Raw genomic sequence first — 25,810 nt, 5'->3', positions numbered from 1 at the left:
TCAGCGGACGCGGCCGAGCACGTGGGCGGCGACCCGCGCCGCCGCCGCGTCACCGGTCGCGATGCAGGCGGGGATGCCGACGCCGTGCAGCGTCGCGCCCGCGACCGCCAGCCCCGGCACGTCCGCGACGGCGTCCTCGATCCCTTTCACGACGTCCAGGTGCCCCACGCCGTACTGCGGCAGCCCGCCGCCCCAGCGCGTGACCACGGCGTCGACCGGCGCGGCGGTGATCCCGGTCAGCTCGGCCAGGTCGGCCCGCACGGCCGCGACCAGTTCGCCGTCGTCCCGCCGCAGCGCCTCGACCTCGCCGTGCCGCCCGACGCTGCCCCGCACCAGCACGGGCTCGTCGCCCGACGCCGGGCCGCCCAGATGCGCCCACTTGCGGCTGGAGAAGGTGAACGCCTTGGCGGTGAACGGAGTCCCGTCGGCGAACCGCTCGCCCTCGGCCAGCAGCACACCCGACCGCTCGGGCAGCGCGGTCCCCGGCGGCAGCGCCAACGCCACCACGGCCATCGACGCGACCTCGACCTTGGCGTACTGCTTCGACGCGGCCGGCGCGACGTCGGCGAGCAGCTTGCGCGCCGCGGGAGCGGGCACCGCCAGCACGACCCCGTCCACGTCCAGGTGCCGAGGGGACGCGGCCGACCCGATCTCCAACCGCCAGTCGTGCTCACGGCGGACCAGCCCGCGCACCGGCAGCCCCAGCTTGACCTCCGGCGCGGCCACCTCCACCAGCCGGTCGACCAACGAGGACAGCCCGCCGGTCAACGTGCCGAACACGGGAGGCCGCTTGCCCCTCGGCTGCGGCGGCGCGGGCATCGTCGTGGCCGCCGCCGCCAGCAGCGAGCCGACCCCGGAGTCCAGCGCGGTGGCCAGCCGCGGCATCGTCGCCCGCAGCCCCAGCGCGTCCGCGCGCCCCGCGTAGACCCCGCCCAGCAGCGGCGACACCAGCCGGTCGCCGACCTCGGGCCCGAACCGCTCCCGCAGCAGCGCCCCGACGGCGACGTCCGCGCCGGCCAGCTCGATCGGCGGCAACCCGGGCTCCGCCGCGACCCGGCGCAGCCCGTCGGCGCTCAGCACCTGCCGGACCGCCTCCACGGACGCCGGCACACCCATCAGCGTGTGGGCCGGGATGGGCCGCACCGCGCCCGCCGCGCGGATGCTCGCCGCCGCCGGCGTCGGGTGCGCCAGGTCACCGCCGAGTCCCAGCTCGGCGACCAGCTCGGCCGCCTCCGGCCGCCGGTGCAGGAACGCCTCGGCCCCCACGTCGTAGGCCCGGCCGCCGACCTCGCCGGTCCGCAGCTTGCCGCCCAGCCGGTCGGCCTGCTCCACCACGGTGATGCGCGCCTGCGCGCCGAGCAGGCAGCGCAGCCGGTGCGCGGCGGCCAGGCCCGAGATGCCGCCACCGACCACCGCGACGTGGAGCGCTCTCATCCGGCCCGATGCACCCACTCGACGGCCTTGGTGATCACGTCCGGATCGGTGTCCGGCAGCACACCGTGCCCCAGGTTGAAGATGTGCCCGGCCGCCGCCTTGCCCTCGGCCACGATCCGGTCGATCTCCCGCCGCAACGCGGTCTCGCCGGCGAACAGCAGGGCCGGGTCCAGGTTCCCCTGCACCACGGGCGGCGGCAGGTCCGGCGCGGCGGCCCGCAGCCGGCGGACCGCCACGTCCAGCGGCGTGCGCCAGTCGACGCCGACCACGTCCGCGCCGGCCTCGCGCATGGCGGGCAGCAGCTCGGCGGTGCCCACGCCGAAGTGGATGCGCGGCACGGTGGTGATCGTCTCCAGCACCCGGGTGGAATGCGGCAGCACGAACTCGCGGTAGTCCCGCTCCGACAGCGCCCCGGCCCACGAGTCGAAAAGCTGGACCGCCTTGACACCCGCCTCGACCTGCACCCGGAGGAACTCGGCGGTGATGTCGGCGATCTTGCCGAGCAGCGCGTGCCACAGCTCCGGGTCGGCGTGCATCATCGCCTTGGTCCGCTCGTGGTGCTTGCTGGGCCCGCCTTCGACCAGGTACGAGGCCAGCGTGAACGGCGCGCCCGCGAACCCGATCAGCGGCACGTCGCCCAGCGCCGCGTTCAGCAGCCCGATGGCGTCGACCACCGGCTGGACCTGGTGCGCCTCCAGCACCGGCAGGGCGTCGACGTCCCGGCGGCCGGTGATCGGCTCGGCCACCACCGGACCGGTGCCGGGCACGATGTCCAGGTCCACGCCGGCCGCCTTCAGCGGCACCACGATGTCGGAGAACAGGATCGCGCCGTCCACGTCGTGCCGGCGGACGGGCTGGAGCGTGATCTCGCAGACCATCTCCGGGTCCAGGCACGCGTCCAGCATCGCGGTGCCTTCCCGCAGCTTGCGGTACTCGGGCAGGGAACGCCCCGCCTGCCGCATGAACCAGACCGGGGTGCGCGAGGGGACGCCGCCACGCGCGGCGACCAGCAGTGGTGCGGTGGTGTTGTCGCTCATCTCGTCGCCATGCTCCCACGACTCGCCAACCGGACGGTGCCCGGTCCCGGCGCGCCGCGCTCACGGAACGAGGTTTAGGGGCATACAGTCCGTGGTGTGACCGGACTGGCGGCGGAGCCCGAACTGTTCCGGCGGGCGGTGGCGACGCTCAAGTCGGTGCGAACCCGACCCGAGTTGGAGCTGACCGAGGTGCGCCCGCCGCAGCGCCTAGCACCCTGGGCGTTCGCCCTGACCGCGGAGGCGACGGGCCCGGCCGACGAGCTCTCGACCGGCCGCCTGGTCCTGCTGCACGACCCGGACGGCGTGGAAGCGTGGTCGGGCGTGTTCCGCCTGGTCGCGTACGTGCGGGTGGAGCTGGACCCGGAGCTGGCGGCCGACCCGCTGCTGCCGGAGGTCGGGTGGTCCTGGCTGGTGGAGGCGCTGGAGGTGGCCGACGCCGGCTTCCTGGCGCTGGGCGGCACGGTCACCCAGACGTCGTCGGCCCGCTTCGGCGACATCGCCGGCCCGGCCCGCACCGACGACTTGGAGCTGCGGGCGTCGTGGACGGCGCGGGACGCCGAACTGGCCGCGCACGGCAGGGCGTTCTACGACGTCATGGCCACCGCCGTGGGCCTCCCGCCGGTCGGCGTGAGCACCCTGCGCTAGTCACCGCGCCGATCGCGGCCCTCGCCGCAGACCTCCGCCGACCTTTGCGCCAGTCCCTGCCGGTCGCCCCGCCTCACGCCAGGTCCGCGCGCCGGTCACCCCGCCCTCGCGCCAGTCCCCACGCCGGTCGCCGGCCCTCGCGCCAGTCCCCCGGCCCTCGCGCTAGTCCTCGTTGTCCCGCAGCACCCGCAACGCGTTGGCCCCGGCGAGCTTGGCGCAGTCGTCCTCACTCCACCCGCGTTCCAGCAGTGCCTCGAACAGCGCCGGGTAGGTGGACACGTCCGCCAGGCCCTCGGGCTGCTCCCGGACCCCGTCGTAGTCGCCGCCCAGCCCGATGTGGTCGATCCCGGCCACCTCACGGGCGTGCTCCACGTGCGCCACGACGTCGTCCAGCGTCACCCGGGGCGGCTCAGGGCCCCAGGAGGACACGAACGCCTCCCGGGCCTCCAGATCGTTGTGCCGCTCCCCCGCCGCCGCCATGGCGTCCTTCAGTCGCGCGTCCCACGCGGCGTAGGCGGCCGAGACGAACGCCGGCACGAACGTCACCATGCACACGCCGCCGTTCGCGGGCAGCCGCTCCAGCACCGCGTCGGGCACGTTCCGGGGGTGGTCCGCCACCGCCCGGCACGACGAGTGGGTGAACAGCACCGGCCGCGACGACGCGTCCAGCGCCGCGTTCATGGTGGTCACGGCGACGTGGGAGAGGTCAACCACCATCCCGACCCGGTTCATCTCCCGCACCACCTCGACGCCGAACGCGGTCAGCCCGCCGTGCTCGGCCACGTCCGTCGCCGAATCCGCCCACGGGGTGTTCTCGTTGTGCGTGAGCGTCATGTACCGCACCCCGGCCCGGCGCAGCGCCCGCAGCACGCCCAGCGACGAGTTGATGCTGTGCCCGCCCTCGGCCCCGACCAGCGACGCCAGCCGCCCGGACGCGAACACGGCGTCCGCCTCGTCCGCCGTCGACGCGAACCCCAGCAGGTCGGGATAGACCGTGCACAGCTCCCGGACCAACTCCACCTGCTCCAGCACGGCGGTCACGGCTGCGTCGCCCGTCAGCCGGCACGGAACCCACACGGACCAGAACTGCATCCCCAACCGGCCCTGCCGAGACCGCAAAAAGTCGGTCTGGAGACGGGGTTGGCGTACCCTCAGGTCCACCTGTCGGACACCTGAAGACCCGTACAGCGCCGTTGACTTTTCACCGATTTGCGCCTGGTCGACGAGCGCGCGCAACGCCCACGGGAGATCGTTGTGCCCGTCGACGAGCGGCACGCGGGCCAGCAGTTCCTCGGCCCGGCCTCGAAGTGTGGTGCTCGCCACCGGCAACTCCTCTGTGTCGTCGTGAGCGGGACTCGCGTTACACGCCCTATCCAGTTGTCAGCCGATCGTGTGACAGCAGGGGCCATCAGTGACAACTCATTCGGGATAGATACCCGATTGATCGTCCCGTAGACCCGCTTGGGCGGCTACGCTGCCCCAGACGACACCACTTTCGGTCGATCAGTGGCGCGGCTGATTGGACGAAAGTCCCGGTGCCGGTCGGGGGGCACGACCGACTCCAGGGAGGTAGTGACGTGGCTGCCGTCGGCTTAGGTCAGGCCGTTCGTACCACGCCAGCCGGCTCGTTGCCGGCGAACATGGTCCCGCACCCGCGGGAGGAGCTTTTTTCAGTGCTGGTGGTCGACGACCACCCACTGCTGAGGGAGGCGATATCGGCTCGGCTCACCCAGATGGGAGCCGGGACAGTGCATGAGGCGGCTTCGGTTGCGGAGGCTCGGGCGCGGGCACTCGCGACCGGACCGTGCGACCTCGCGATCCTCGATCTGGGTCTGCCGGATGGCACCGGCATCGACCTGGTCACGGAACTCCGTGCCCAGGGCTGGCCCCGCATCGTGGTCCTCGCGTCCTCCGACGACCCCTACGCGGTCAGGTCGGCCTTCCAGGCGGGCGCCCAGGCGTACCTCCTGAAGTCCGCCTCGCCGATGGTGGTGACCGACGGTGTGCGCAGGGTCCTCGACGGCGGCGTCTACGCGGACCCGAGCGTCGCGCCCGTGCTTGCCGCGGGCACCCGCGTGCCGGGCACCGACAACACGCCGCGGGAGCTTTCCGCGCGTGAGGTCGAGGTCCTCCAGTTGGTCGCCGATGGCCAGAGCAACAAGGAAATCGGCGAAGCGCTCAGCCTTTCCGCGCTCACGGTGAAGTCTCACCTGTCGCGGATCGGGCGCAAGCTGGGCACCGGGGATCGGGCTCAGATGGTCGCGCTGGCCATGCGTGCCGGCGTGATCCGCTGACCGGGTCGCCACACTGAACGGGCCGAACACACCCGCGAGTGGTGCGTTCGTCGTAGGGTCTTCCGCCGTGGACGTACCCTCCGACGAGCCAACCGAACCAACCGGAGCTGATCCGGTCCCGCTGACGGAACCCGCTGATGGGGTTCCGCCGGTGGTGGCCGACGCTCAGGCGCTCCGGCGTGCCGCTGACGCGCTCGCCGGAGCGACCGGTCCGGTTGCGGTGGACACCGAGCGAGCCTCGGGATACCGCTACTCGCAACGCGCTTACCTGGTGCAGCTTCGCCGGGAGGGCGCCGGGACCGTGCTGGTCGACCCGATCGCCCTGGGCGGTCGGCTCGATCCGCTGGTCGAGGCGCTGGACGGGACAGAGTGGGTGTTGCACGCGGCGTCCCAGGACCTGCCGTGCCTCGCCGAACTCGACCTGCGTCCGAGCGTGCTGTTCGACACCGAGCTGGCGGGCAGGCTGGCCGGTTTCGAACGGGTGGCGCTGGGCACGCTCGTGGAGCGCTTGCTCGGTTATCGGCTGGAGAAGGGGCACGGCGCGGCCGACTGGTCGCGCCGGCCCCTTCCCGCAGACTGGCTGAACTACGCGGCACTAGACGTGGAACTGCTGGTGGAGCTCCGGGACGTCCTGGAACAGGAACTCAAGCAGCAGGGCAAGCTCGAATGGGCCCTGGAGGAGTTCGAGGCGGCCCGGACGGCCCCACTCCCCAAACCGAGGTCCGAGCCGTGGCGCCGGACCTCGGGCATCCACCGCATCCGCAGCCCACGCCAACTGGCGGCCGTGCGCTCGCTGTGGGAAACCCGCGACGCCCTGGCCCGCGAACGCGACATCGCACCCGGCCGCGTCCTCCCGGACAGCGCCCTGATGGAAGCGGCCGTCCGAAACCCCACCGACGAACCAGGCCTGCTGGCCCTGCCGGTGTTCCGAGGCCGGGCCCAACGCCGCATGGTCGCGACCTGGCTGGGCGCGCTACAACGAGCCGCCGCCCTCCCCCGCAACGAACTGCCGGAAACGTCGCAACAACACGACGGCCCACCCCCGGCAAACCGCTGGGCGGACAAGGACCCGGCCGCAGCAGCCCGCCTGGCCGCCGCCCGGATAGCCCTGACGGCGGTGGCCGAGGCGAACACCCTGCCGGTGGAGAACCTGCTACTGCCGGACCTGGTACGCCGCACCTGCTGGCAACCGCCGGCCGACACGTCCCCAGAAAGCGTGGCGGCGGTCCTCAGAGAGGGCGGCGCCCGAAACTGGCAAATCCAACTGACCGCAGAGCCCTTGGCAAAGGCACTGGCACCAACACCGGACTAGCCAAAACGCCGCATCTTGCAAAATCCGCAACGGCACCACCGCAGAGGAACCACAACGCAAGGCGACCAGTACTTACGCAGGTCTGGTCTCAAGCCGGGAACGTTAAGCAACGGGACCACATCATCGATAAGCCCTGGGGCTGCCAGGGACGGCTGGAACGCCACGCGCGCTACGGAACGTGCACTTGCGGCTGCCAGGTCGCGTGCTCGGGTCGAGGGCACGCGACCTGGCACGCTGGGCGGGTTGCTCTGCGGGCGGCGTGTAGCGCTGACACCGGTCCCCAGGCAACCTTTAGGGCTCCCGATGATGTGGTCCAGCCTCGTAATGTTCCCGGCTGTATCCAAGACCTGCGTAGGTACTGGTCGCCTTGCTTCGTGGTCACTCTTCTGCCGTCAAGCTGCGTAGAAACCGAAAGCCAAAACGGTGGCCTCTCCTTCTTGGCGCTTTTGGCTTCTAGGCGCAGTTCGTCTAACAATCATTCTGATCGCGCCGGCTCGAAGCTTCCCGCCGAGCCAATCGCCGCACCACCGCCAAAGCCGCGTCCCCGAGCACGTTCCCCACGACGACGATCTCCATGGCGGCATCCTTCGACGGCGCGGCCAACACGTATTCGAGATCCTGCTCAGCGATGGCCGAGCAGGCCCGCGCGTACCCGTCGAGCTGTTCCACGAACGACGAATGCCCCAACTCACGCGACTGGTCTGGGTCCTCGCGATCGACTACGCGGGCCTGATGGCCCTGACCCTGTGGCAGGCGCTGCGCGGGCAGCCGCTGTTCCGACCCGATCTGATCACGACCGTGGGCGCGATGACGCTGGCGGCCGTGACCGGCGTGGCCGCCACATGGGCGCTGCGCGACACCGACCGCACCAAGGAGCCGGCACCGGCATGACGGGATTCCTGTTCGACCTGACGTTCTGGCTCACCGTCCCGTTCTGGGCGCTCATGGTCTTCGCCCCGACCTGGCGGTGGACCCACCGGACAGCGTCGTCGCCGCTGATCGCCGTGCCGCCCCTGATCGTCTACACCGCACTGGTCGCCGGGCACCTCCCCGAACTCTGGGCCACGATGAGCAGTCCGGACCTGACCACCTTGAGGGAGTTCCTGAACACGTCGTGGGGCGCATCGGCGGTGTGGGCGCAGGTGATCGCGTGGGACCTGCTGATCGGAGCCTGGATGTACCGGGAGAGCAGGCGGCTGGGCCTGCACCCGCTGCTGATGGGGCCGCTGCTGGTGTTCACGATCGTCCTGTCGCCGTTCGGGTTCGCGCTGTTCCTGGCGATCAGGGCGCGCTGTGACACACCCGACAGGGCGACCACGGTGGTTACCGATGAGTAACATGGTCTAGAGTTGGTGTTACCGATCGGTAGGAGTTCGCGCCCGCCCGGTCCGCAGGTATTCGTCACCACACAGTGGAGGAGACGCCGTGGCCGCACCAGCAACGCCGGCACGCGTTCGGAACGTGGTCTTCGTGGACGGCGTGCGCACGCCGTTCGGCAAGGCCGGCCCCAAGGGGATCTTCGCGGAGACCCGTGCCGACGACCTGGTGGTCAAGGTGATCCGCGAGCTGCTGCGCCGGCACCCCGAGCTGCCGCCGGAGCGGGTGGACGAGGTCGCCATCGCGGCCACCACGCAGATCGGCGACCAGGGCCTGACCATCGGCCGCACCGCCGCGCTGCTGGCGGGCCTGCCGAAGTCGGTGCCCGGCTACGCCGTCGACCGCATGTGCGCGGGCGCGATGACGGCCGTGACGACCGCCGCGAGCGGCATCGCGTTCGGCGCGTACGACGTGGTGATCGCGGGCGGCGTCGAGCACATGGGCCGCCACCCGATGGGCGAGGGCGTCGACCCGAACCCGCGCTTCCTCAGCGACAAGATCGTGGACCCGTCGGCGCTCGTGATGGGCTCGACGGCGGAGAACCTGCACGACCGGTTCCCGGCCATCACCAAGCAGCGCGCCGACGCCTACGCCGCCGCCTCGCAGGCCAAGTACGCCGACGCGGTGAAGAACGGCAAGATCGGCCCGGAGTTCGTGCCGGTCGCGACCCGGTCCGCCGAGCACGGCTGGGGCCTGGCCACCGCCGACGAGCCGCCGCGTCCGGGCACCACCGTGGAGGACCTGGCGAAGCTCAAGACGCCGTTCCGCCCGCACGGCCGGGTCACCGCGGGCAACGCGGCGGGCCTGAACGACGGCGCCACCGGCTGCATCCTGGCCGACGAGGAGACCGCCGCGGAGCTGGGCCTGCCGGTCGGCATGCGGCTGGTCGGCTACTCGTTCCTGGGCGTCGAGCCCGAGGTCATGGGCGTCGGCCCGGTGCCGGCCACGGAGAAGGCCCTCAAGCGGGCCGGGCTGACCATCTCCGACATCGGCCTGTTCGAGATCAACGAGGCGTTCGCCGTGCAGGTGCTCGCCTTCCTCGACCACTTCGGCATCGCCGACGACGACCCGCGGGTCAACCAGTGGGGCGGCGCGATCGCGACCGGCCACCCGCTGGCCTCGTCCGGCGTGCGCCTGATGACCCAGCTCTCCCGGCAGTTCGCCGAGCGCCCGGACGTGCGCTACGGCATCACCACCATGTGCATCGGCATCGGCATGGGCGGGACCGTCATCTGGGAGAACCCCCACTGGAACGGAAACGGAGCAGCCAAGTGACCACGTTGACCGCCGACGAGGCCAAGGCCCTGTTCCCCGACGAGGTGGTGACCCGGGCGAAGACGCGCCTGATCACGGTGCCCGGCCTGACCGGCCCGGTCGCGCTGATCACCCTGGACAACGGCCACGACCACACCCGGCCGTCGACGTTCGGCCCGCAGTCACTGGTGAGCCTGAGCGCGGCGTTCGACGAGGCCGCGGCGGCGTCCCCGGTGGCGATCGCGGTCACCGGCAAGCCGTTCATCTTCGCGGTGGGCGCGGACCTGACCGCCGTGGAAGGCGCGGCGGCGCGTGAGCAGGCGCTGGCCATCGGCCGGCTCGGCCACGACGTGTTCCGCAAGTTCACCGAGTCCTCGGTGCCGACCTTCGCGTTCGTCAACGGCGCGGTCATGGGCGGCGGCCTGGAGCTGGCGCTGTCCTGCCACTACCGGACGCTGGCGTCGAACGCGGCGGCCATCGCGCTGCCCGAGGTGTTCCTGGGCCTGTTCCCCGGCTGGGGCGGCACGCAGCTCCTGCCGAACCTGATCGGCGCGCACGACGCGGTCACCGTGATCTTCGAGAACGCGCTGAACCAGAACAAGATGCTCAAGCCGAAGCAGGCGCTGGACCTGGGCATCGCGGACGTGCTGTTCGACTCGGCCGACTACCTGGAGCAGTCGCTGCGGTGGCTGTCCTCGGTGGTGCGCGGGGAGATCGTGCCGCCGCGCAGGGAGATCGACCGCGGCGCGAGCTGGGACGCCGCGGTGGCCCGTGCCCGCGCGATCGTGGAGGGCAAGACCAAGGGCGCCGCGCCCGGTGCGCTGAAGGCCCTGGAGCTGCTGGAACTGGCGCGGGCGAACGACCTGGACGCGGGCTACGCGGCCGAGACCGAGGCGCTGGCCGACGTCGTGATGAGCGACGAGCTGCGCGCGGGCCTGTACTCGTTCAACCTGGTGCAGAAGCGGGCCAAGCGGCCGGCCGGCGCGCCGGACAAGTCGCTCGCGCGCAAGGTCACCAAGGTGGGCGTCGTCGGCGCGGGCCTGATGGCGTCGCAGATGGCGCTGCTGTTCGCGCGGCGGCTGGAGGTGCCGGTGGTGCTCACCGACATCGACCAGGCGCGCGTGGACAAGGGCGTCGGCTACGTGCACGGCGAGGTCGACAAGCTGCTCGGCAAGGGCCGCGTGTCGCCGGACCAGGCGAACCGGCTCAAGGCGCTGGTCACCGGGTCGCTGGACAAGGCGGCCTTCGCGGACGCGGACTTCGTCATCGAGGCCGTGTTCGAGGACCTGGGCGTGAAGCAGAAGGTGTTCGCCGAGGTCGAGGAGTTCGTCTCGCCCGAGGCGGTGCTGGCGACCAACACGTCGTCGCTGTCCATCACGGACATGGCGGCGGGCCTCAAGCACCCCGAGCGGGTCGTGGGCTTCCACTTCTTCAACCCGGTCGCGATCATGCCGCTGCTGGAGATCGTGCGCGCCGGGCGGACCGACGACGCGACGCTGGCGACGGCGTTCGCGGTGGGCAAGCAGCTCAAGAAGTCCTCGGTGCTGGTGAAGGACGCCCCGGCGTTCGTGGTGAACCGGCTGCTGACGCGGTTCATGGGCGAGGTCGTGAAGTCCATCGACGAGGGCACCCCGTTCGAGGTGGCCGACCGGGCGACCGAGTCCCTCGGCCTGCCGATGTCGCCGCTGGTGCTGTTGCAGCTCGTCGGCGCCCCGGTGGCGCTGCACGTGGCCGAGACCATGCACGGCGCGTTCCCGGACCGCTTCGGCGTGTCGGAGAACATGAAGGCGTTCGTGGCGGCGGGCAAGAACGCCGTGTGGCAGTGGGACTCCGCCGGGAAGCAGACCGTGGACCCCGAGGTCCAGGCGCTGTGGCGGTTCGGCGACCAGCCGCTGACCGGTGAAGAGGTCAAGGCGCGGGCGTTGGAGGCGCTGGCCGAGGAGATCCGCCTGATGCTGGACGAGGGCGTGGTGGCCGAGGCGCAGGACATCGACCTGTGCATGATCCTGGGCGCGGGCTGGCCGTTCTGGCTGGGCGGCATCACCCCGTACCTGGACCGCTCCGGGATCTCCGAAAAGGTGACCGGCAAGCGCTTCCTCCCGCCGGGCGTGGCCTCCGTACCGGCCTGACCAGGCAGTTCACCGGCGCGCCCGGCTTCCCTCCGCGGGGAGCCGGGCGCACTGCGTCACCGGGGTGTTGCTACGGCCGTGTGCTCCTGGCCGCGCAGCCGGGTGAGGAATGCTCATACCGGCAGGTCGTGGTCGATCTTGTGGGGATGACTCCGCACCGCCGAAGAGCCCGCGCCCGCCGCCCGCTGCCCGATCCCGTCCGCGTCGAGGAGCTGGTCGCGTTCCTGCGCGCGGACCGGTCCTGGCGCGACGAGGTGGCGAAACGCCTGGTGGCCCGCCTGGACCAGCGCCTGGTCCGCTCGGCGAAGGCTTGCGGCTGCCGTCCGCTGGCGCACGTGGCGGAGGAGCTGGACAGCCAGGCGTGCGTCGATCTGGGCCCCGGCGCGCCCTACCAGCTCGCCAAGGCCGTCTACGGCCAGGTGCGGCTGCGGGGAGCCGCCCGCCTCCGCCAGACCGCCCGCAGCCTCCGCGTGCTCGGCGTCTTCCTGTGCGGCAACGACCTGGCCCACTGCCCCTGCACCGCCGCGCTCGCCCGCGACCCGCAGCAGGACCGCATCGAGCGGGTGGTGACGGGCGCGCTGGACGGCGCGGGGTTCTAGCGCGCTCAGACGCCGATGACCTCGACCACCCGTGCCAGACCGGTGAAGTCCTCCAGGTTGCCGGTCAGCACCGGCATGCCGTGGGCGGCGGCCGTGGCGGCGATCTGGAGGTCCAGGCGGCGCGGACGCGGACTGCGGCCGGTGCGGCGGACGAGGGCGGCCAGGGTGCCGTAGATCTTGGCCGCCGCCAGGTCGAACGGCAGGACCTCGAACCGGTCCAGGGCCGCGTAGTACCGCTCGGTGCGGGCGAAGCGCTCCACCGGGTCGTCCACGTCCAGGCCATAGGCCAGTTCCGCCACGGTCACCGTGCTGATCGCGGGCTCGGCGCGGGCCAGGTCGCCGAAGTCGGTCCGCTCCAGCCGGATCACCACGCCGGTGTCCAGCAGGACGCGCGCCGGCGTCACCCGCGCCACGGGTCCGCCAGCGGGTCGTCCACGCCGAAGACCTCGTCGTCGGCGCGGCGGTCGGCGTGCCAGCGGTCCGGGTCGACCGGCGGCAACCGGCGGAACTCGGCCTGCGTCTCGGCGAGCGTGCGCCGGGGCCGCTCGGACTCGACGTGCGGCACGAGGTCGGCCACCGGGCGGCCGTTGCGGGTCACCACGAAGCTCTCACCGGCCTCGACGCGCCGCATGATCTCCGCGTTGTCGTTGCGGAGTTCGCGCTGGCCGATGCTTGCGACACCCATGACACAACGGTACCTAAAGTGCTACATGCGTGCTACACGTTTCGACGGTCACTCAATGGGGCACAAACGACTACTATGGGTGAGATTCGGATCGGCACGTCGGGGTGGCGGTACCCCCAATGGCGCGGCGACTTCTACCCGCGCGGCCTCCAGCAGCGGCTGGAGCTGGAGTTCCTGTCACGCATGCTGGACACCGTCGAACTCAACGGCCCGTTCTACGGGCTGCGCAAGCCCGCCGACTACCACTCGTGGCACGCGCGGACACCGGACGACTTCGTGTTCGCCGTCAAGGCGCACAAAGAAGTGACCCACTTCCGCCGATTACGCGACGCCGAGGAGGCGGTCGACGAGTTCTTCGCCTCCGGCGTCCTCGACCTGGGCGAGAAGCTGGGCCCGATCCTGTGGCAGCTACCGCCCACCCTGCCCTACCGGGCGGACCGCTTCGCGGCGTTCCTCGACCACCTGCCCGGCCCGCCCGTCCGCCACGCGCTGGAGATCCGCCACCGCAGCTACCTGGTGCCCGAGGTGACCGAGCTGCTGGCGAAGCGTGGCGTGGCGCTGGTCGTGGCCGAGTCGGCGGGCCGGTTCCCCGAGCCGGAGGAGCTGACCGCCGACTTCGTGTACGTGCGGCTGCACGGCGACAAGGAGCTGTACGTGAGCGAGTACTCCGACGAAGCCCTGGACCGCTGGGCGGCCAAGGTGCGCACGTGGTCACGCGACCGTGACGTGTACGTCTACTTCGACAACACCATGCACGGAGCGGCCCCGCACGACGCCAGAGCGCTCGCCGAACGCATGTCCTAGAGCCGCGGCACCCGGTCCAGCACGACGCCGAAGTACCGGGCGTGCGCCTCGATGATCCCGGCGTCGTCCAACTGCTCCTCCCGCTTCACCCCGTTCTCGGTGACGATCAGCTTGTCGCCCGCCACCGTCACCCGGCCGGTGGGCGTGGCCAGCGAGCAGGTTGCGGCCCGCCGGAAACTCGACTCCGGCCACGTCTGCTGGTACCAGCAGGTGGCCCGGAACTCCTCCAGCGCCCGTGGCCGCAGCTCAAGCCGGTACTGCACCACTCCGTCGTGCAGCACGTCGAGGTCCCCGTCGGGCGCGTCGGCCACCCGGAACTCCCCGGCCGGGTCGTGCTGCGCCTCCCGCCCGGTCAGGTCGAGCGGTCGCAACGCGAACCGGCCGAAGCCGACGTCCACCAGCAGGTCGCCGACGCGCAGCGCCATGTGGCCGTACGGCGGCCCGAACTCGCCGTTGGCGAACACCCTGGCCGCCAGGATCCGCACGTCGTGCCCGAGCGCGGTGAGCAACGCGGCGAACGCGCCGTTCAGCTCGTGGCAGAACCCGCCCCGCCGGCGGCGGACGATCTTGTCCACCAGCAGGTCCTCGGTCAGCGAGATGGTCTCGCCGAGGTGGATGCTCAGGTTCTCGAACGGCACCGTGCGCAGGTGCCGTTCGGTCAGCTCGACCAGCGTGCTGTCACGACTTGCGCCGATCCGGTCCAGGTAGGCGTCGACGGTCTGGGAGTCCATGGGGACAAACTTGCACGTTCGAGTGCGCTGGAGGTCAATGGGTAGGTGATCCGCATCGGCACGTCGGGCTGGGTTTACGCACCGTGGCGAGGCGTGTTCTATCCGAAAGGGCTGCCGCACCGGCGCGAGCTGGAGCACCTGTCGCGGCAGGTGGGCTCGGTGGAGATCAACGGCACCTTCTACGCCCTGCAGAAGCCGTCGAGCTTCCGGACGTGGGCCGCGCAGACCCCGGACGACTTCGTCTTCGCGATCAAGGGCAGCCGCTTCATCACCCACATGAAGCGCCTCCGCGACCCACACGAAGCCCTGGGCAGGTTCTTCGACTCCGGAATGCTCACCCTGGGCCCGAAACTGGGCCCGTTCCTGTGGCAACTGCCCCCGACCCTGCGCTACGACCCGGACCTCCTGACCGACTTCTTCAGGGCCCTCCCCCGCACCCACGAGGGCCGGCCGCTGCGCCACGCCCTGGAGGTCCGCCACGACTCGTTCCGCGATCCGGGATTCCTGCCCCTGCTGCGCGCACACGACATCGCCCTTGTCATCGCCGACACCGCGAACACGTTCCTGTACCTGGAAGCCGTCACCGCGGACTTCGTCTACATCCGCCTGCACGGTGAGGAGGAGCTGTACACGAGCGGCTACACCGACGAGTCCCTGGACCGCTGGGCGGCGAAGATCCGAACTTGGTCCCAGGACCACGACGTCTACGCCTATTTCGACAACGACGCCAAGGTAATGGCCCCCCGAGACGCCATGGCACTCGCCGCCCGCCTGAAGTCCTCGCCACCCGTGTGAATCCCGAGTAGCCGATCCGGCGACATGCCCTCACAATCGCAGCGATCGGAGGTGGCCGATGCCGACCCCAACCCTGGCGACCGCCCTGGCGCTCACGGCCGCCCTGACCTCCGGCAGCACGGCGCCGGAGGTCACCTGCGACCGAGGGGAGTTCTGCGCCTGGTCCGGAACCGACTACACCGGCAACGCCCAACGCCTGGACCTGGAAACCGCCAACCCAGGCGAATGCATCCCGTTCGACAACGCCCTGGTGGCCCGCTCGTTCATCAACAACCTGACCCGCGACACCACGGTCTTCCAAGGCGCCACCTGCTCGACCGAGGCGGAGTTCACCACGTACCCCGGCAAGGGCACCTACGTCCCGGACGCCCCGTTCGTGGTCCGGGCCATTCAAGTCTGGGGCCCTTGAGCCGATTGCCCCACCGCCCCTTGCACCCGATGCGGCTGCGCGTATTCCCCGAATGGGGCGCACCTATAGAACGTACGTTCCCGCAACACATGCGCGAATCCGCAAAATGGCGCTTTGACCGGGAATAACTGGCCGCGACCGACGGCCAAACGAAGGTTCCTCGCATTGACAGTGCACCATAAGGGTGAATCCATCGCCGGATGGATCATGCACGTGACCTCCTGCCGGAATACTGCACGCGAAGGCCGGGCCGATATCCGGACATTCCTCGTCGCGTGGCCAAGACACGTGGCGGACTGGATACGGCTGTGCCTGATCAGCCCGCAGTGACCATGGCGCGAGAAGGGGAGTCTCATGCCGTTCCTGGCAGGCGGTAGCGGCGGAGCCGGTGCGGACACCGGCGCCGCTCCGGTGACCATGCAGGTCGAGCCGGACCGGATCCTGGCGCTCAAGGCCCGCTACGAAGCCGTACGGGACACCATCCAGGACTTCTTGATCAACGAGCGGGACAACCTCCGCGCACGTCCGCTCGCGGATGACGACGTTTCGCAGGACGCGGCGCAGGGTTTCGCCGAGAACGCCATGACGGCGGTCGACGTCGTCGACCGGTTCGTCCACGAACTGACCCTCAACATCGAGCAACTCGACCTGGCAGCGAAGACGTACCACCTGGTCGAGGACGTGAACACGCAGTCGATGCAGTCACCGAACCGGGGGATCTGAACCGATGCGGCGATCCCTCCCCAGCCTGCTCGCGCTGCTCGTCCTCGCGGCCGGGTGCGGTGGCGACCCCGGCACCCCGACGTCGCAGCGGTCGACCACCGGCTCGCCCGGCACGACGACACCGGCCACGTCGGCGTCGTCCCGTCCCCAGGAACTCCAACTCGACGGCGTCAAACCCTGCGATCTGCTGACCGACCAGCAACTGTCCACGCTCAAGATCGACCGCGCCGGCCGACCGGTCGACAGCGACGTCTACCAGACATCCGCCTGCAACTGGACGGTCAACGGCGCGAGCAGCCGCCTGGTGCCGGTCACCAAAGAAGGAATCGAAGTGTGGACCGGGGGCAAGCGCACGGGCCGGCCGACGAAGATCGAGCCGATACACGGCTTCGCCGCCATCACGGTGACCGTGCCTTCCGACGAGCGGAACTGCGATGTCATGGTGGACACCGCGAGCGGCCAGTACCTCGTCGCCACCTTCGCAGTCACCTTCGGTTTCCAGGACAAGTTCCCCGAGCCCTGTGACGGGGCACGGCAGTTGGCCGAAGCCGCGATGCAGAACCTGCTGAAGTGAGGGGGCACTGATGGAGATCGGCGAGCACAACTTCGACGCCCAGTCGCATCGGCAGCTCTACGACAAGATCCACGGCGGCCCGGGCCACGCCGCCGCCCGGACCGTGGACGACGCGTGGAACGACTTCCGGGCTGTCATGGGGAATGCCAAGGCCGAGTTGGAATCGGCGATCAGGGACGCGAACGCAGTCTGGGTCGGTGCCGCGGGTGAGCGGTTCAGCGGGAGTGCCGCGCCTCTGGTGCAGTGGGCCGAGGATGCCCGCACGGCCGGCGTGGAGACGCACAACGCCTTCTCCGCGCAGACCTCCTACTACGGCAGCGCGAAGACGACCATGCCCGAACCGGTGCAGGTGTCCTCCACCGCCAACGACGACTACTGGGGCATCCCGGCCGGCTTCACGCACCTCGTCGGCGGCCAGACCGACCAGGACATCGAGGAGCAGCGGGCCAACGAGGCCAAGCGGGAAGCGGTGCGGGTGATGAACGGCTACCGCGACGGCGCGTCCTCCGCGACGCTCGGCACGTTCGAGCCGCCGCCCCAGGTGGTCACCCAAGTCGCGGAACCGGATTTCGAACAGCCGGCAGCGCACCAGCAGTACACGCCGCAGCTCTCCGACCGCCAAACCGTCGGCACGACGTCCGCTCACCAGCACCAGACGTCCCAGCCGGTCGGCACGCCGCCTCCGGTCACCCGGGGCGGGGACGACACGCACCTGTCCGACGCCCGACCGCCGGTGGACATCGCGCCCCGGCCCACTCCCACCCCTGTCCCGAGCCCCTCGCCGACTCCTCCGCCGATCACCGGCCCGTACCCGTCACCCGTCGTCAAGCCGAACCCGCCGAACCACCGGGAGCGGATCGCCCACCGTCCGGGACCGCCGGTCGACGGCTCCCGGCACACCCGCAGAGGTCCGGGAGGCCTCCCCATCGGCGGCGGTTCGTCCGCGGGCGGCACGCCCCGGTTCGGCGGCGGCCTGCCAGGAACACCCGGCCAACCCGGCGCAGGTCAACCGTTCGGCCCCGGCGGTTCGTCAGGCGTCGCCCCGGACACAGCGGCCAACCGCACCGGCACGGCGGCGAACCCGGTTCGCGGCACGGCAAGCGCGACACCGCTCGGGGGCGGCGTGATGGGCGCTCCCCAGCGCGGCCAAGGCGAGGACGACGTCGAGCACAAAGCCGCTCCGTACCTGGAGGAGCTGGCGGACGTGTGGGGAGAGGAAGACGTCCAGCGTGTCGCACCCCCGGTGATCGGGGACGACGACAGGTGAGATTCGCGTTGTCCCGGCTGGAGTTCGACCTGTGCTGGGATCATCTGAACCTGGGCGAGCACCCCACGATCCTGTCGATCCCCTCGCACGGCGCGACGTCGGACGAACGTCGGGCGCTGCTGGACGACGCTTGGCGCACGTTGGCCGCCAGAGGTTTGGTGGCACGCGGCGAACTGGACGCGAGGCTGGCCGGTTGGCTGGACCTGGTGGCCCGTCCCGACCGCGAGGTCGACGCCCGGCTCCGGCTGGACGACGGCCCGAGGATCCGTGCGGTGGCGGCGGCTCGGCGCGGGCATGCCGTGCTGGCGGTGCTCACGGCGGAAAGCCTGGTGCTGAAACGGATCGAGGAGACGATGCTCGCCGACGCCGTGGTGTCACTCCTGCCACCGCACCGGACGCCCCGGGCGCGATCGGTCAGCCTGCCCTCCGCGGACTTGGCGAAGGCCGCCGCAACGGCGGGTGAGTCGGCATCCCGGATGGAAATCGCGTTGCGGGACAACGGCGTCGCCCGGCCGGACGCGCAGAAGGTCGTCTCGGTGCTGGGCGGTGTCGTGCGGATGGGCCAGTTCGGCGTGGCCGTCCGCCCGTCCCGCAACGGCGCGCCGGGGCCGAGGAAACGCGGCCCCTATGCGGTGTCGTTCTACGACACGGCGGAAGGCCGTTGGCAGTTCACCCGCCGCCCGTCAGGGGACGGCCGGGAGTGGTCGACGCTGAGCCCGGCCGACCACCAGCGCCTCGTGCACTCGGTGTCGGAACTGCTCGCCGCCACCGGCTGACCGCCCTCGGCCGGCTCCCGGTCGACCTGGTCGGTCAGGAGTTCCGTCATCGTCATGTCCCGCACGGGCTGCCCGGAACCGCGCAGAGCGGCCAAGCGCCGCACTGCCTGGGAGTGTCGCTACCGTTGCCGAACGCTTGACGGATCTGACCGGCGCGCGCGGTCGCAAAGATCGCCTCGACCTCGGAGGTATGACCGTGGACCGACCCCTCACCGCCGCCGAACTCTTCGACGCCGTGGGCCACGGCTACGAGGACGCGTTCGGTCGGCCGCCCACCGTGGACGCCGCCGTCCGCCTCCTCCTCGAACGCCTCCCCGACAGCGCCCGGGTGCTGGACATCGGCAGCGGCACCGGGCGGCCGGTGGCGGGCGATCTTGCGGCTGCCGGGCACCGGGTCATGGGCGTCGACGTGTCCGCCGAGATGGTCGCCATCGCCCGCGAGCAGGTGCCCGACGCCGACTTCGTGCACGCCGACATCCGCGAGTGGGACTCCGCCGCCGGCTCCTGGGACGCGGTGTGCGCGTTCTTCCCGTTCCTCCAGATGACCCGCGCCGACACGATCAAGGTGCTCGGGGACATCGCACGGTGGCTCAAGCCGGGTGGGTTGTTGGTGTTGATCACCATCCCGATGGACGTCGAGAACCTCGAAGTGCCGTTCCTCGGGCACACCGTCCGCATCACCAGCTTCGCCGCGCCCGACCTGCTCCGGCACGTGGAGCAGGCCGGGCTGGACGTCGTCGAGACCGACAGCTCGGTGTTCTCGCCCGACCGCGAAGGCCAGCCGGACGAGGAGCACCTGCTGGTCGTGGCCACCCGCAAGGGCTGATACCGCCACCGCGGAACCACGAGCGCGGAACCCCAGCGCCGGACCACAGCACCCGGGCGGCTACGCCCACGCGCCGGACGACGCCGCGGCCTTCACGTAGTCCGCGAACGAGCGCGGGGCGTGGCCCAGGACGTCCTGCACGCCGGTGGACAGGTGGGCGTCGTGGCCGTCGCGGACCGCCGTCAGGGAGCCGATCAGGGTCTCCGCGTAGTCGCGCGAGATCCCGAACCCCACCAGCGTCTCCAGGAACGATCCCTCCGGCACGTCGGTCACGCGGATGGTCCGGCCGCTGGCCTCCGCGATCTGAGCCACCGCCTCCGGGAACGACAACGCCTCCGGGCCGGACAGCTCGTAGACCTTGCCGGCGTGGCCGTCCGACGTCAGCGCGGCCACGGCCACGTCGGCGATGTCCTGCGCGTCGATGAACGGGTGCCTGCCCGGACCGATCGGCAGCGCCACCTCGTCGGCGAGCACCATCGGCAGCAGGAAGTCCTCGGTGAAGTTCTGGTGGAACCACGTCGGGCGCAGGATCGTCCAGTCCACAGTGGACTCCCGCACCACGGCCTCGCGGCGGTCCGCCGGGTCGATGCCGCGCGCCGACAGGTACACGACCCGCCGCACGCCGGCCGCCGCTGCCCGCGGCAGGAACGCCGCCACCTCGGCCCATTCGAGGTTCAGCGCGGGCGGCACCAGGTAGACGGCGGTGGCGCCGGCCAGGGCAGCGTCCCAAGTGGACTCGTCGGACCAGTCGAAGCGCAGCGCGGACGAACGGGACACGGGACGGGCAGCCGAGCCGAGCGTGGCGGCGACACGGCGGCCGGTCTTGCCGGTCGCTCCGAGAACCAGGATTGTCATGGCACGAGCCAATCAGGACCGTGGTCGACGGAACATGGTCGAAACGCCTGATCGCATGTTCAATCGTCTCTGTGGAAGCTCTCACGGATTTGCTGCGCGGCATCCGCGCGCACGGCGCGCTGGTGTGCCGTTCCTTCGCCTCACCGCCGTGGTCCCTCGCGTTCGCCGCCGCCCCGCTCACCGTCGCCATGGCGGCCCGCGGCGACGGCTGGCTGATCGCCGAGGGCCACCCGCCGATGAAACTGCGCATCGGCGACATAGGACTGGTGCGCGGGCCGCTGCGGTTCGTCCTCGCCGACGACCCCGCGACGCCGCCGCAGATCGACACCAGCGCACCGGGCTGCGACCAGTGGCAGGTCGGCCCCCGCACGTACGGCTGGGGAACCGACGGCGAAGCGGTGCTCATCACCGGCTGCTACGACGTCGAGGGCAGCATCTCCGACCGGCTGCTCAACGCGCTCCCGCAGGCGTTCGTCGTGCCGTCCACGGAAGGCCCGTGCCCGACGGTGGACCTGCTGTCCGCGGAGATCGACAAGGACCAGCCCGGCCAGGAGATCGTGCTGGACCGCCTGCTCGACCTGCTGCTGGTGTTCGCGCTGCGCGAGTGGTTCGACCGGCCGGAGGCCAACCCGCCCGCCTGGTACCGGGCGCTGGGCGACCCCGTGGTCGGCCCGGCGCTGCGTGCCATCCACGACGAGCCGGCGCGGGCGTGGACGGTCGGCGACCTGGCCGCCCTCGCCCGGGTCTCGCGGGCCGCGCTGGCGAAGCGGTTCACCGCGCAGGTCGGCGTGCCGCCGCTGACCTACCTCACGGAATGGCGCATGGCGGTCGCGGCGGACCTGTTGACGAAACCCGACACGACCATCGGCTCGGTGGCACGCGCCGTCGGCTACACGGACGGCTTCGCGTTCAGCACCGCGTTCAAACGTGTGCGCGGAGTGCGTCCGAGCGACCACCGTGTGGTAGCGATGAGGGCATGAACAACAGCCTGGAAGACCTGCGGGACGCACTGCGCCGGTTCGCCGCCGCACGCGACTGGGACACCTACCACACGCCCAAGAACCTGGTCATGGCGCTGTCGGCGGAGGCGGGCGAGCTGACCGACCTGTTCCAGTGGCTCACCCCCGAACAGGCCGCCAAGGCCATGGAGGACCCGGAACTTGCCTGGAACGTCCGCGACGAACTCGCCGACGTGATGCACTACCTCGTGCGCCTGGCGGACAAGCTGGACGTCGACCTGATCGACGCCGCGTTCGCCAAGATCGACCGCAACGAACGGCGCTTCCCGACCGGAGACCTCCGGCCAGTCGAATGAGGGGGCCATGGACCTGCAGTCCCTGGGCACACTGCACCTGCACCAGAAGATCACCATGATGGTGAACCGCTACGAGGCGTTCGCCGACGACGGCAACGGCGAGCCGGGGCAGCTCGTCGGGTTCGTCGAGCAGAAGCGGCTCGCCTTCAAGGAACAGGTGACGATCTACGCCGATGCCGGCAAGCAGCACGTCCTGGCGGGGTTCAAGGCGCGCAAGGTCATCGACCTGGCCAGTGGCTACGACGTGACCGACGGCCACGGCCGGACGATCGGGAACTTCCGCAAGGACTTCGGCAAGTCGCTGGTCAACTCGACGTGGCACCTGGAGCAGCCGAACGCGGGCACCACCACGGGCCGCGAGCGCAACCACGGCGTCGCCGTGCTGCGCCGGATCTGGAACTTCCTGCCGCTCGTCAACGACCTGCCGTTCCCGTTCCGGTACCACTTCGACTTCGTCCGGGACGGCGTGCCGGTGTTCAGCGTGGACAAGAAGACGTGGCTGCGCGACCACTACGTGATCCACATCGCGGACCCGGCGGTCGACCGCCGGCTCGTCATCGCCCAGGCCGTGGCAGTCGACGCACTCCAGGCCCGCTAGACGTAGGTCAGCAGCAGGAGGACCAGCGATACCAACACGATCAGGCCCAGCAGCACGGACACCCACGCGGGCGAGGCGGGCGACGGCCTCGCCCGCGAATGTCTGCCGTGTCGCCTACGCGGTAACCATCGCACCGCAGCCTCCCCCGCACCCACCACACGCCAACCCAGGCTGTCCATGCGCCCAACGCTATGGACCGGACCGCGGGGCAGGACTCGCATCACCCGGTCGCCCCACCGGTATCGCTCGGACAGCGGTAGCGACAGGCAGCCGCGTGACCGTGGCCAGGAGGAGAAGTTCGTGCAGGTGACAGTGGTGGGCGCGGGTATCGCCGGAGTGGCCTGCGCACGGGCGCTCGCCACCGCCGGAGTGACGGTGAGTGTCCTCGAACGGGCGCACGTTTGCGGCGGACGGATGGCGACCAAGCGGTACGAGGGCCGCCCGGCCGACATCGGGGCGGGGTACTTCACCGTCTCCGACGCCCGGTTCGCCGCCGTGGTCGACGGGTGGCGGGCGGCCGGGCTCGCGCGGGAGTGGACCGACACCTTCGCGGTGTACTCGCCGGCCGGTCGGGACGTCGCGGCCGGGCCGATGCGGTGGGCCGCCCCCGGCGGGCTGCGTTCGCTGGTCGAACGGCTGGCGGACGGGCTCGACGTGCGGACCCGTCACCTGGTCGAGTGGATCGAGCCGGGGCCGCGGGTGGACGGCGTGGCGGCGGACGCCGTCGTGCTCGCCATGCCGGGTGCCCAGGTGGCCCGGCACGTGGATCCGCGGCTCCGTGCGACGCGGAACGCCGCGCAGGCGCAGGAGTGGCTGCCTTCGCTCGCCGCCACGCTCCGGTACGCCGAGCGGGGCTGGGACTTCCGCGGCGCGTTCGTCAACGACCACCCCGTGCTGACCACGTTGTTCGACGACGGGAGCCGGCGCGGGGACGGGGCGCCGGTGCTGGTGGCGCACACGACCGCCGACTTCGCCGGCCAGTTCGTGGCCGACACCGTGGCGGCGGCCGAGGAGATCGAGTCCGCGGTTCGGGAGCTGCTGGAACTGCCTGAGCCGGCCGAGCGGGTGGACGTCCAGCGGTGGACGTTCGCCCGCCCCGGCCGGCCCGGCGACACGCCGTTCCACTTCGGGCCGGAGCGGATCGGGATCGCCGGTGATGCCTGGGGCACACCCAAGATCGAAACGGCCTGGCTGTCCGGGACGCTGCTCGCCGAGGCCATCGTCGCCGAACTCGGCTGACGCCTCGTAATCAACGCAAAAAGCCCTCAGGGGCACCCGGATAACCGGGTGCCCCTGAGGGAAAGAATGTTCGGCGGCGTCCTACTCTCCCACACCCTCACGAGTGCAGTACCATCGGCGCTGGAAGGCTTAACTACCGGGTTCGGAATGGGACCGGGTGTTCCCCCTCCGCCATGACCACCGAAACACTATGAAATTACCAACCACAGACACCGCGCCCAATAACGGTCGCCGTGTGTCCGGTTGGTTCTTTCAGAACCGCACAGTGGATGCGTAGCATTTTCGTGACAAGTCCTCGGCCTATTAGTACCGGTCAACTCCAGCCGTTACCGACCTTCCATCTCCGGCCTATCAACCCAATAGTCTCTTGGGGGCCTTACCCCACGAATGGGTGGGATACCTCATCTAGGAACAGGCTTCCCGCTTAGATGCTTTCAGCGGTTATCCCTTCCGAACGTAGCCAACCAGCAATGCCCTTGGCAGGACAACTGGCACACCAGAGGTCCGTCCGTCCCGGTCCTCTCGTACTAGGGACAGCCTTCCGCAAGTATCCTACGCGCGCGGCGGATAGGGACCGAACTGTCTCACGACGTTCTAAACCCAGCTCGCGTACCGCTTTAATGGGCGAACAGCCCAACCCTTGGGACCTACTCCAGCCCCAGGATGCGACGAGCCGACATCGAGGTGCCAAACCATGCCGTCGATATGGACTCTTGGGCAAGATCAGCCTGTTATCCCCGGGGTACCTTTTATCCGTTGAGCGACCACGCTTCCACAAGCCATGGCCGGATCACTAGTTCCGACTTTCGTCCCTGCTCGACCCGTCGGTCTCACAGTCAAGCCCCCTTGTGCACTTGCACTCGACACCTGATTGCCAACCAGGCTGAGGGAACCTTTGAGCGCCTCCGTTACCCTTTGGGAGGCAACCGCCCCAGTTAAACTACCCACCAGGCACTGTCCCTGATCCGGATCACGGACCGAGGTTAGACATCCAGTACGACCAGAGTGGTATTTCAACGACGACTCCACAACCACTGGCGTGGCCGCTTCACAGTCTCCCACCTATCCTACACAAGCCGAACCGAACACCAATACCAAGCTATAGTAAAGGTCCCGGGGTCTTTCCGTCCTGCCGCGCGTAACGAGCATCTTTACTCGTAATGCAATTTCGCCGGGCCTGTGGTTGAGACAGTCGAGAAGTCGTTACGCCATTCGTGCAGGTCGGAACTTACCCGACAAGGAATTTCGCTACCTTAGGATGGTTATAGTTACCACCGCCGTTTACTGGCGCTTAAGTTCTCAGCCTCGCCCCGAAGGACTAACCGGTCCCCTTAACGTTCCAGCACCGGGCAGGCGTCAGTCCGTATACATCGTCTTGCGACTTCGCACGGACCTGTGTTTTTAGTAAACAGTCGCTTCTCGCTGGTCTCTGCGGCCGAAAAATCCTAGCCCGCATGGGGCTTCAAATCCCTCGGCCCCCCTTCTCCCGAAGTTACGGGGGCATTTTGCCGAGTTCCTTAACCACAGTTCGCCCGATCGCCTCGGTATTCTCTACCTGACCACCTGTGTCGGTTTGGGGTACGGGCCGCATGAACACTCACTAGAGGCTTTTCTCGACAGCATGGGATCACCCTACTTCGCCTCAATCGGCTATGCATCACGTCTCAGCCTGAATGACGTGCGGATTTGCCTGCACGTCGGCCTACACGCTTACACCAGTACTACCACTCACTGGCGGAGCTACCCTCCTGCGTCACCCCATCGCTTGACTACTACAAGTTCAGGTCCCGCGCTCCACAACCACAGTCGTCCGAAGACTTCCACGGCGCTTCGGGCGGTTAGTATCACAAGGTTCGCCATGGGCGCGTTCACACGGGTACGGGAATATCAACCCGTTGTCCATCGACTACGCCTGTCGGCCTCGCCTTAGGTCCCGACTTACCCTGGGCGGATTAGCCTGGCCCAGGAACCCTTGGTCATCCGGCGGCAGAGTTTCTCACTCTGCTTTCGCTACTCATGCCTGCATTCTCACTCGTCCAGCCTCCACACCTGGATCACTCCGGCGCTTCCATGGCTGAACGACGCTCCCCTACCCATCCCGACATAATCGGAATGACACGGCTTCGGCGGTG

At 70.0% G+C, this 25,810-nt stretch carries 28 protein-coding genes and 2 rRNA genes (1 of these 30 only partly in view); 20 read left to right on the top strand and 10 right to left on the bottom strand.

The genetic code is table 11. The annotated features are described in order from the left end of the window. Entirely contained in the window at nt 1-1,434 is a 1,434-nt protein-coding gene (gene hemG / locus ACQPZF_RS09820; RefSeq protein WP_433270453.1) for a protoporphyrinogen oxidase, read from the bottom strand. Further along, nucleotides 1,431-2,471: a uroporphyrinogen decarboxylase gene (gene hemE, locus ACQPZF_RS09815; RefSeq protein ID WP_433270451.1), complete on the bottom strand. Its 1,041-nt coding sequence runs from the start codon at nt 2,469-2,471 to the stop codon at nt 1,431-1,433. The genes hemG and hemE overlap by 4 nt, the downstream gene beginning before the upstream one ends. A 96-nt stretch (nt 2,472-2,567) precedes the next feature. Between hemE and ACQPZF_RS09810 the strand changes: the two genes are divergently transcribed. Then, nucleotides 2,568-3,116, top strand: a complete 549-nt coding sequence (locus ACQPZF_RS09810) for a DUF3000 domain-containing protein (RefSeq protein ID WP_433270449.1) — start codon at nt 2,568-2,570, stop codon at nt 3,114-3,116. A 162-nt stretch (nt 3,117-3,278) separates the two neighbouring features. On the opposite strand, the gene ACQPZF_RS09805 is transcribed toward ACQPZF_RS09810, so the two are convergent. Further along, nucleotides 3,279-4,439: a dipeptidase gene (locus tag ACQPZF_RS09805; RefSeq protein WP_433270447.1), complete on the bottom strand. Its 1,161-nt coding sequence runs from the start codon at nt 4,437-4,439 to the stop codon at nt 3,279-3,281. Nucleotides 4,440-4,693: 254 nt separating this feature from the next. Here ACQPZF_RS09805 and ACQPZF_RS09800 point away from each other — a divergent pair, with 254 nt between their 5' ends. Further along, complete coding sequence (locus ACQPZF_RS09800; RefSeq protein ID WP_015099292.1) at nt 4,694-5,410, top strand: response regulator; 717 nt, start codon at nt 4,694-4,696, stop codon at nt 5,408-5,410. Nucleotides 5,411-5,477: 67 nt separating this feature from the next. After that, on the top strand, nt 5,478-6,722 hold the full coding sequence (locus ACQPZF_RS09795) for an HRDC domain-containing protein (RefSeq protein WP_433270445.1): 1,245 nt from the start codon (nt 5,478-5,480) through the stop codon (nt 6,720-6,722). Nucleotides 6,723-7,190: 468 nt separating this feature from the next. Here the strand turns inward: ACQPZF_RS09795 and ACQPZF_RS09790 are convergent, their stop codons facing one another. Next, nucleotides 7,191-7,391 carry a hypothetical protein gene (locus tag ACQPZF_RS09790; protein ID WP_433270443.1) on the bottom strand — a complete coding sequence of 67 codons (201 nt, stop codon included), beginning with the start codon at nt 7,389-7,391 and terminating at the stop codon, nt 7,191-7,193. Nucleotides 7,392-7,400: 9 nt separating this feature from the next. On the opposite strand from ACQPZF_RS09790, the gene ACQPZF_RS09785 reads away from it, so the two are divergent. The 5 genes from ACQPZF_RS09785 (at nt 7,401) to ACQPZF_RS09765 (ending at nt 12,081) form a co-directional block, all read left to right on the top strand. Next, nucleotides 7,401-7,613 carry a hypothetical protein gene (locus tag ACQPZF_RS09785; protein WP_433270441.1) on the top strand — a complete coding sequence of 71 codons (213 nt, stop codon included), beginning with the start codon at nt 7,401-7,403 and terminating at the stop codon, nt 7,611-7,613. Further along, complete coding sequence (locus tag ACQPZF_RS09780; protein WP_433270439.1) at nt 7,610-8,059, top strand: ABA4-like family protein; 450 nt, start codon at nt 7,610-7,612, stop codon at nt 8,057-8,059. Before ACQPZF_RS09785 ends, ACQPZF_RS09780 begins: the two co-directional genes overlap by 4 nt. 88 nt (nt 8,060-8,147) lie before the next feature. Beyond that, nucleotides 8,148-9,374, top strand: a complete 1,227-nt coding sequence (locus ACQPZF_RS09775; protein WP_433270437.1) for a thiolase family protein — start codon at nt 8,148-8,150, stop codon at nt 9,372-9,374. Then, nucleotides 9,371-11,482, top strand: a complete 2,112-nt coding sequence (locus ACQPZF_RS09770) for a 3-hydroxyacyl-CoA dehydrogenase NAD-binding domain-containing protein (protein ID WP_433270435.1) — start codon at nt 9,371-9,373, stop codon at nt 11,480-11,482. Before ACQPZF_RS09775 ends, ACQPZF_RS09770 begins: the two co-directional genes overlap by 4 nt. Nucleotides 11,483-11,628: 146 nt before the next feature. Then, a complete protein-coding gene (locus ACQPZF_RS09765) occupies nt 11,629-12,081 on the top strand; it encodes a hypothetical protein (protein ID WP_433270433.1) in 453 nt (150 codons plus the stop codon). A gap of 5 nt (nt 12,082-12,086) precedes the next feature. On the opposite strand, the gene ACQPZF_RS09760 is transcribed toward ACQPZF_RS09765, so the two are convergent. Both ACQPZF_RS09760 and ACQPZF_RS09755 read right to left on the bottom strand, forming a co-directional pair. Next, nucleotides 12,087-12,494 (bottom strand): type II toxin-antitoxin system VapC family toxin, encoded by a 408-nt coding sequence (locus ACQPZF_RS09760; protein WP_433270431.1) that lies wholly within the window; start codon nt 12,492-12,494, stop codon nt 12,087-12,089. After that, entirely contained in the window at nt 12,482-12,766 is a 285-nt protein-coding gene (locus ACQPZF_RS09755; RefSeq protein ID WP_433270429.1) for a type II toxin-antitoxin system Phd/YefM family antitoxin, read from the bottom strand. Before ACQPZF_RS09755 ends, ACQPZF_RS09760 begins: the two co-directional genes overlap by 13 nt. Before the next feature lie 75 nt (nt 12,767-12,841). Here ACQPZF_RS09755 and ACQPZF_RS09750 point away from each other — a divergent pair, with 75 nt between their 5' ends. Beyond that, nucleotides 12,842-13,570, top strand: a complete 729-nt coding sequence (locus ACQPZF_RS09750; protein ID WP_433270427.1) for a DUF72 domain-containing protein — start codon at nt 12,842-12,844, stop codon at nt 13,568-13,570. Here the strand turns inward: ACQPZF_RS09750 and ACQPZF_RS09745 are convergent. Continuing rightward, nucleotides 13,567-14,301, bottom strand: coding sequence for an arylamine N-acetyltransferase family protein (locus ACQPZF_RS09745; RefSeq protein WP_433270425.1), 735 nt, complete (start codon nt 14,299-14,301; stop codon nt 13,567-13,569). The genes ACQPZF_RS09750 and ACQPZF_RS09745 overlap by 4 nt on opposite strands. A 93-nt stretch (nt 14,302-14,394) precedes the next feature. On the opposite strand from ACQPZF_RS09745, the gene ACQPZF_RS09740 reads away from it, so the two are divergent. The 7 genes from ACQPZF_RS09740 to ACQPZF_RS09710 all read left to right on the top strand — a co-directional run bounded on the left by ACQPZF_RS09740 (nt 14,395) and on the right by ACQPZF_RS09710 (nt 19,671). Then, complete coding sequence (locus tag ACQPZF_RS09740; protein ID WP_433270423.1) at nt 14,395-15,096, top strand: DUF72 domain-containing protein; 702 nt, start codon at nt 14,395-14,397, stop codon at nt 15,094-15,096. A gap of 58 nt (nt 15,097-15,154) precedes the next feature. Continuing rightward, nucleotides 15,155-15,505, top strand: a complete 351-nt coding sequence (locus ACQPZF_RS09735; protein WP_433270421.1) for a peptidase inhibitor family I36 protein — start codon at nt 15,155-15,157, stop codon at nt 15,503-15,505. A gap of 354 nt (nt 15,506-15,859) precedes the next feature. Then, nucleotides 15,860-16,228 carry a PE domain-containing protein gene (locus tag ACQPZF_RS09730; protein ID WP_433270419.1) on the top strand — a complete coding sequence of 123 codons (369 nt, stop codon included), beginning with the start codon at nt 15,860-15,862 and terminating at the stop codon, nt 16,226-16,228. Between the two features lie 4 nt (nt 16,229-16,232). Continuing rightward, complete coding sequence (locus tag ACQPZF_RS09725) at nt 16,233-16,802, top strand: DUF3558 domain-containing protein (RefSeq protein WP_433270417.1); 570 nt, start codon at nt 16,233-16,235, stop codon at nt 16,800-16,802. 10 nt (nt 16,803-16,812) lie between these two features. Beyond that, nucleotides 16,813-18,069 carry a PPE family protein gene (locus tag ACQPZF_RS09720; protein WP_433270415.1) on the top strand — a complete coding sequence of 419 codons (1,257 nt, stop codon included), beginning with the start codon at nt 16,813-16,815 and terminating at the stop codon, nt 18,067-18,069. Continuing rightward, nucleotides 18,066-18,845: an ESX secretion-associated protein EspG gene (locus ACQPZF_RS09715; protein ID WP_433270413.1), complete on the top strand. Its 780-nt coding sequence runs from the start codon at nt 18,066-18,068 to the stop codon at nt 18,843-18,845. The genes ACQPZF_RS09720 and ACQPZF_RS09715 overlap by 4 nt, the downstream gene beginning before the upstream one ends. A 196-nt stretch (nt 18,846-19,041) precedes the next feature. Beyond that, a complete protein-coding gene (locus tag ACQPZF_RS09710) occupies nt 19,042-19,671 on the top strand; it encodes a class I SAM-dependent methyltransferase (RefSeq protein WP_433270411.1) in 630 nt (209 codons plus the stop codon). 60 nt (nt 19,672-19,731) lie between these two features. Here ACQPZF_RS09710 and ACQPZF_RS09705 read toward each other — a convergent pair whose 3' ends face one another. Next, nucleotides 19,732-20,526, bottom strand: coding sequence for an NAD(P)H-binding protein (locus tag ACQPZF_RS09705; RefSeq protein WP_433270409.1), 795 nt, complete (start codon nt 20,524-20,526; stop codon nt 19,732-19,734). 71 nt (nt 20,527-20,597) lie between these two features. On the opposite strand from ACQPZF_RS09705, the gene ACQPZF_RS09700 reads away from it, so the two are divergent. The 4 genes from ACQPZF_RS09700 (at nt 20,598) to ACQPZF_RS09685 (ending at nt 23,678) form a co-directional block, all read left to right on the top strand. Continuing rightward, complete coding sequence (locus tag ACQPZF_RS09700; protein ID WP_433270407.1) at nt 20,598-21,506, top strand: AraC family transcriptional regulator; 909 nt, start codon at nt 20,598-20,600, stop codon at nt 21,504-21,506. After that, nucleotides 21,503-21,841 carry a nucleotide pyrophosphohydrolase gene (locus ACQPZF_RS09695; RefSeq protein WP_433270405.1) on the top strand — a complete coding sequence of 113 codons (339 nt, stop codon included), beginning with the start codon at nt 21,503-21,505 and terminating at the stop codon, nt 21,839-21,841. Before ACQPZF_RS09700 ends, ACQPZF_RS09695 begins: the two co-directional genes overlap by 4 nt. 7 nt (nt 21,842-21,848) lie before the next feature. Further along, a complete protein-coding gene (locus ACQPZF_RS09690; RefSeq protein WP_433270403.1) occupies nt 21,849-22,439 on the top strand; it encodes a hypothetical protein in 591 nt (196 codons plus the stop codon). A 300-nt stretch (nt 22,440-22,739) separates the two neighbouring features. Continuing rightward, a complete protein-coding gene (locus ACQPZF_RS09685; RefSeq protein ID WP_433270401.1) occupies nt 22,740-23,678 on the top strand; it encodes an NAD(P)/FAD-dependent oxidoreductase in 939 nt (312 codons plus the stop codon). Nucleotides 23,679-23,746: 68 nt separating this feature from the next. On the opposite strand, the gene rrf is transcribed toward ACQPZF_RS09685, so the two are convergent. Both rrf and ACQPZF_RS09675 read right to left on the bottom strand, forming a co-directional pair. Further along, nucleotides 23,747-23,863 (bottom strand): 5S ribosomal RNA (gene rrf, locus ACQPZF_RS09680). A gap of 98 nt (nt 23,864-23,961) precedes the next feature. Next, a 23S ribosomal RNA gene (locus tag ACQPZF_RS09675) occupies nt 23,962-25,810 on the bottom strand (it continues 1,231 nt past the right edge of the window).

The organism is Actinosynnema sp. CS-041913 (genome assembly GCF_050942485.1).
Classification (GTDB): Bacteria; Actinomycetota; Actinomycetes; order Mycobacteriales; family Pseudonocardiaceae; genus Actinosynnema.
Note: the sequence above shows the minus strand (reverse complement) of the source record. Positions and strands in the feature narration are given on the sequence as shown.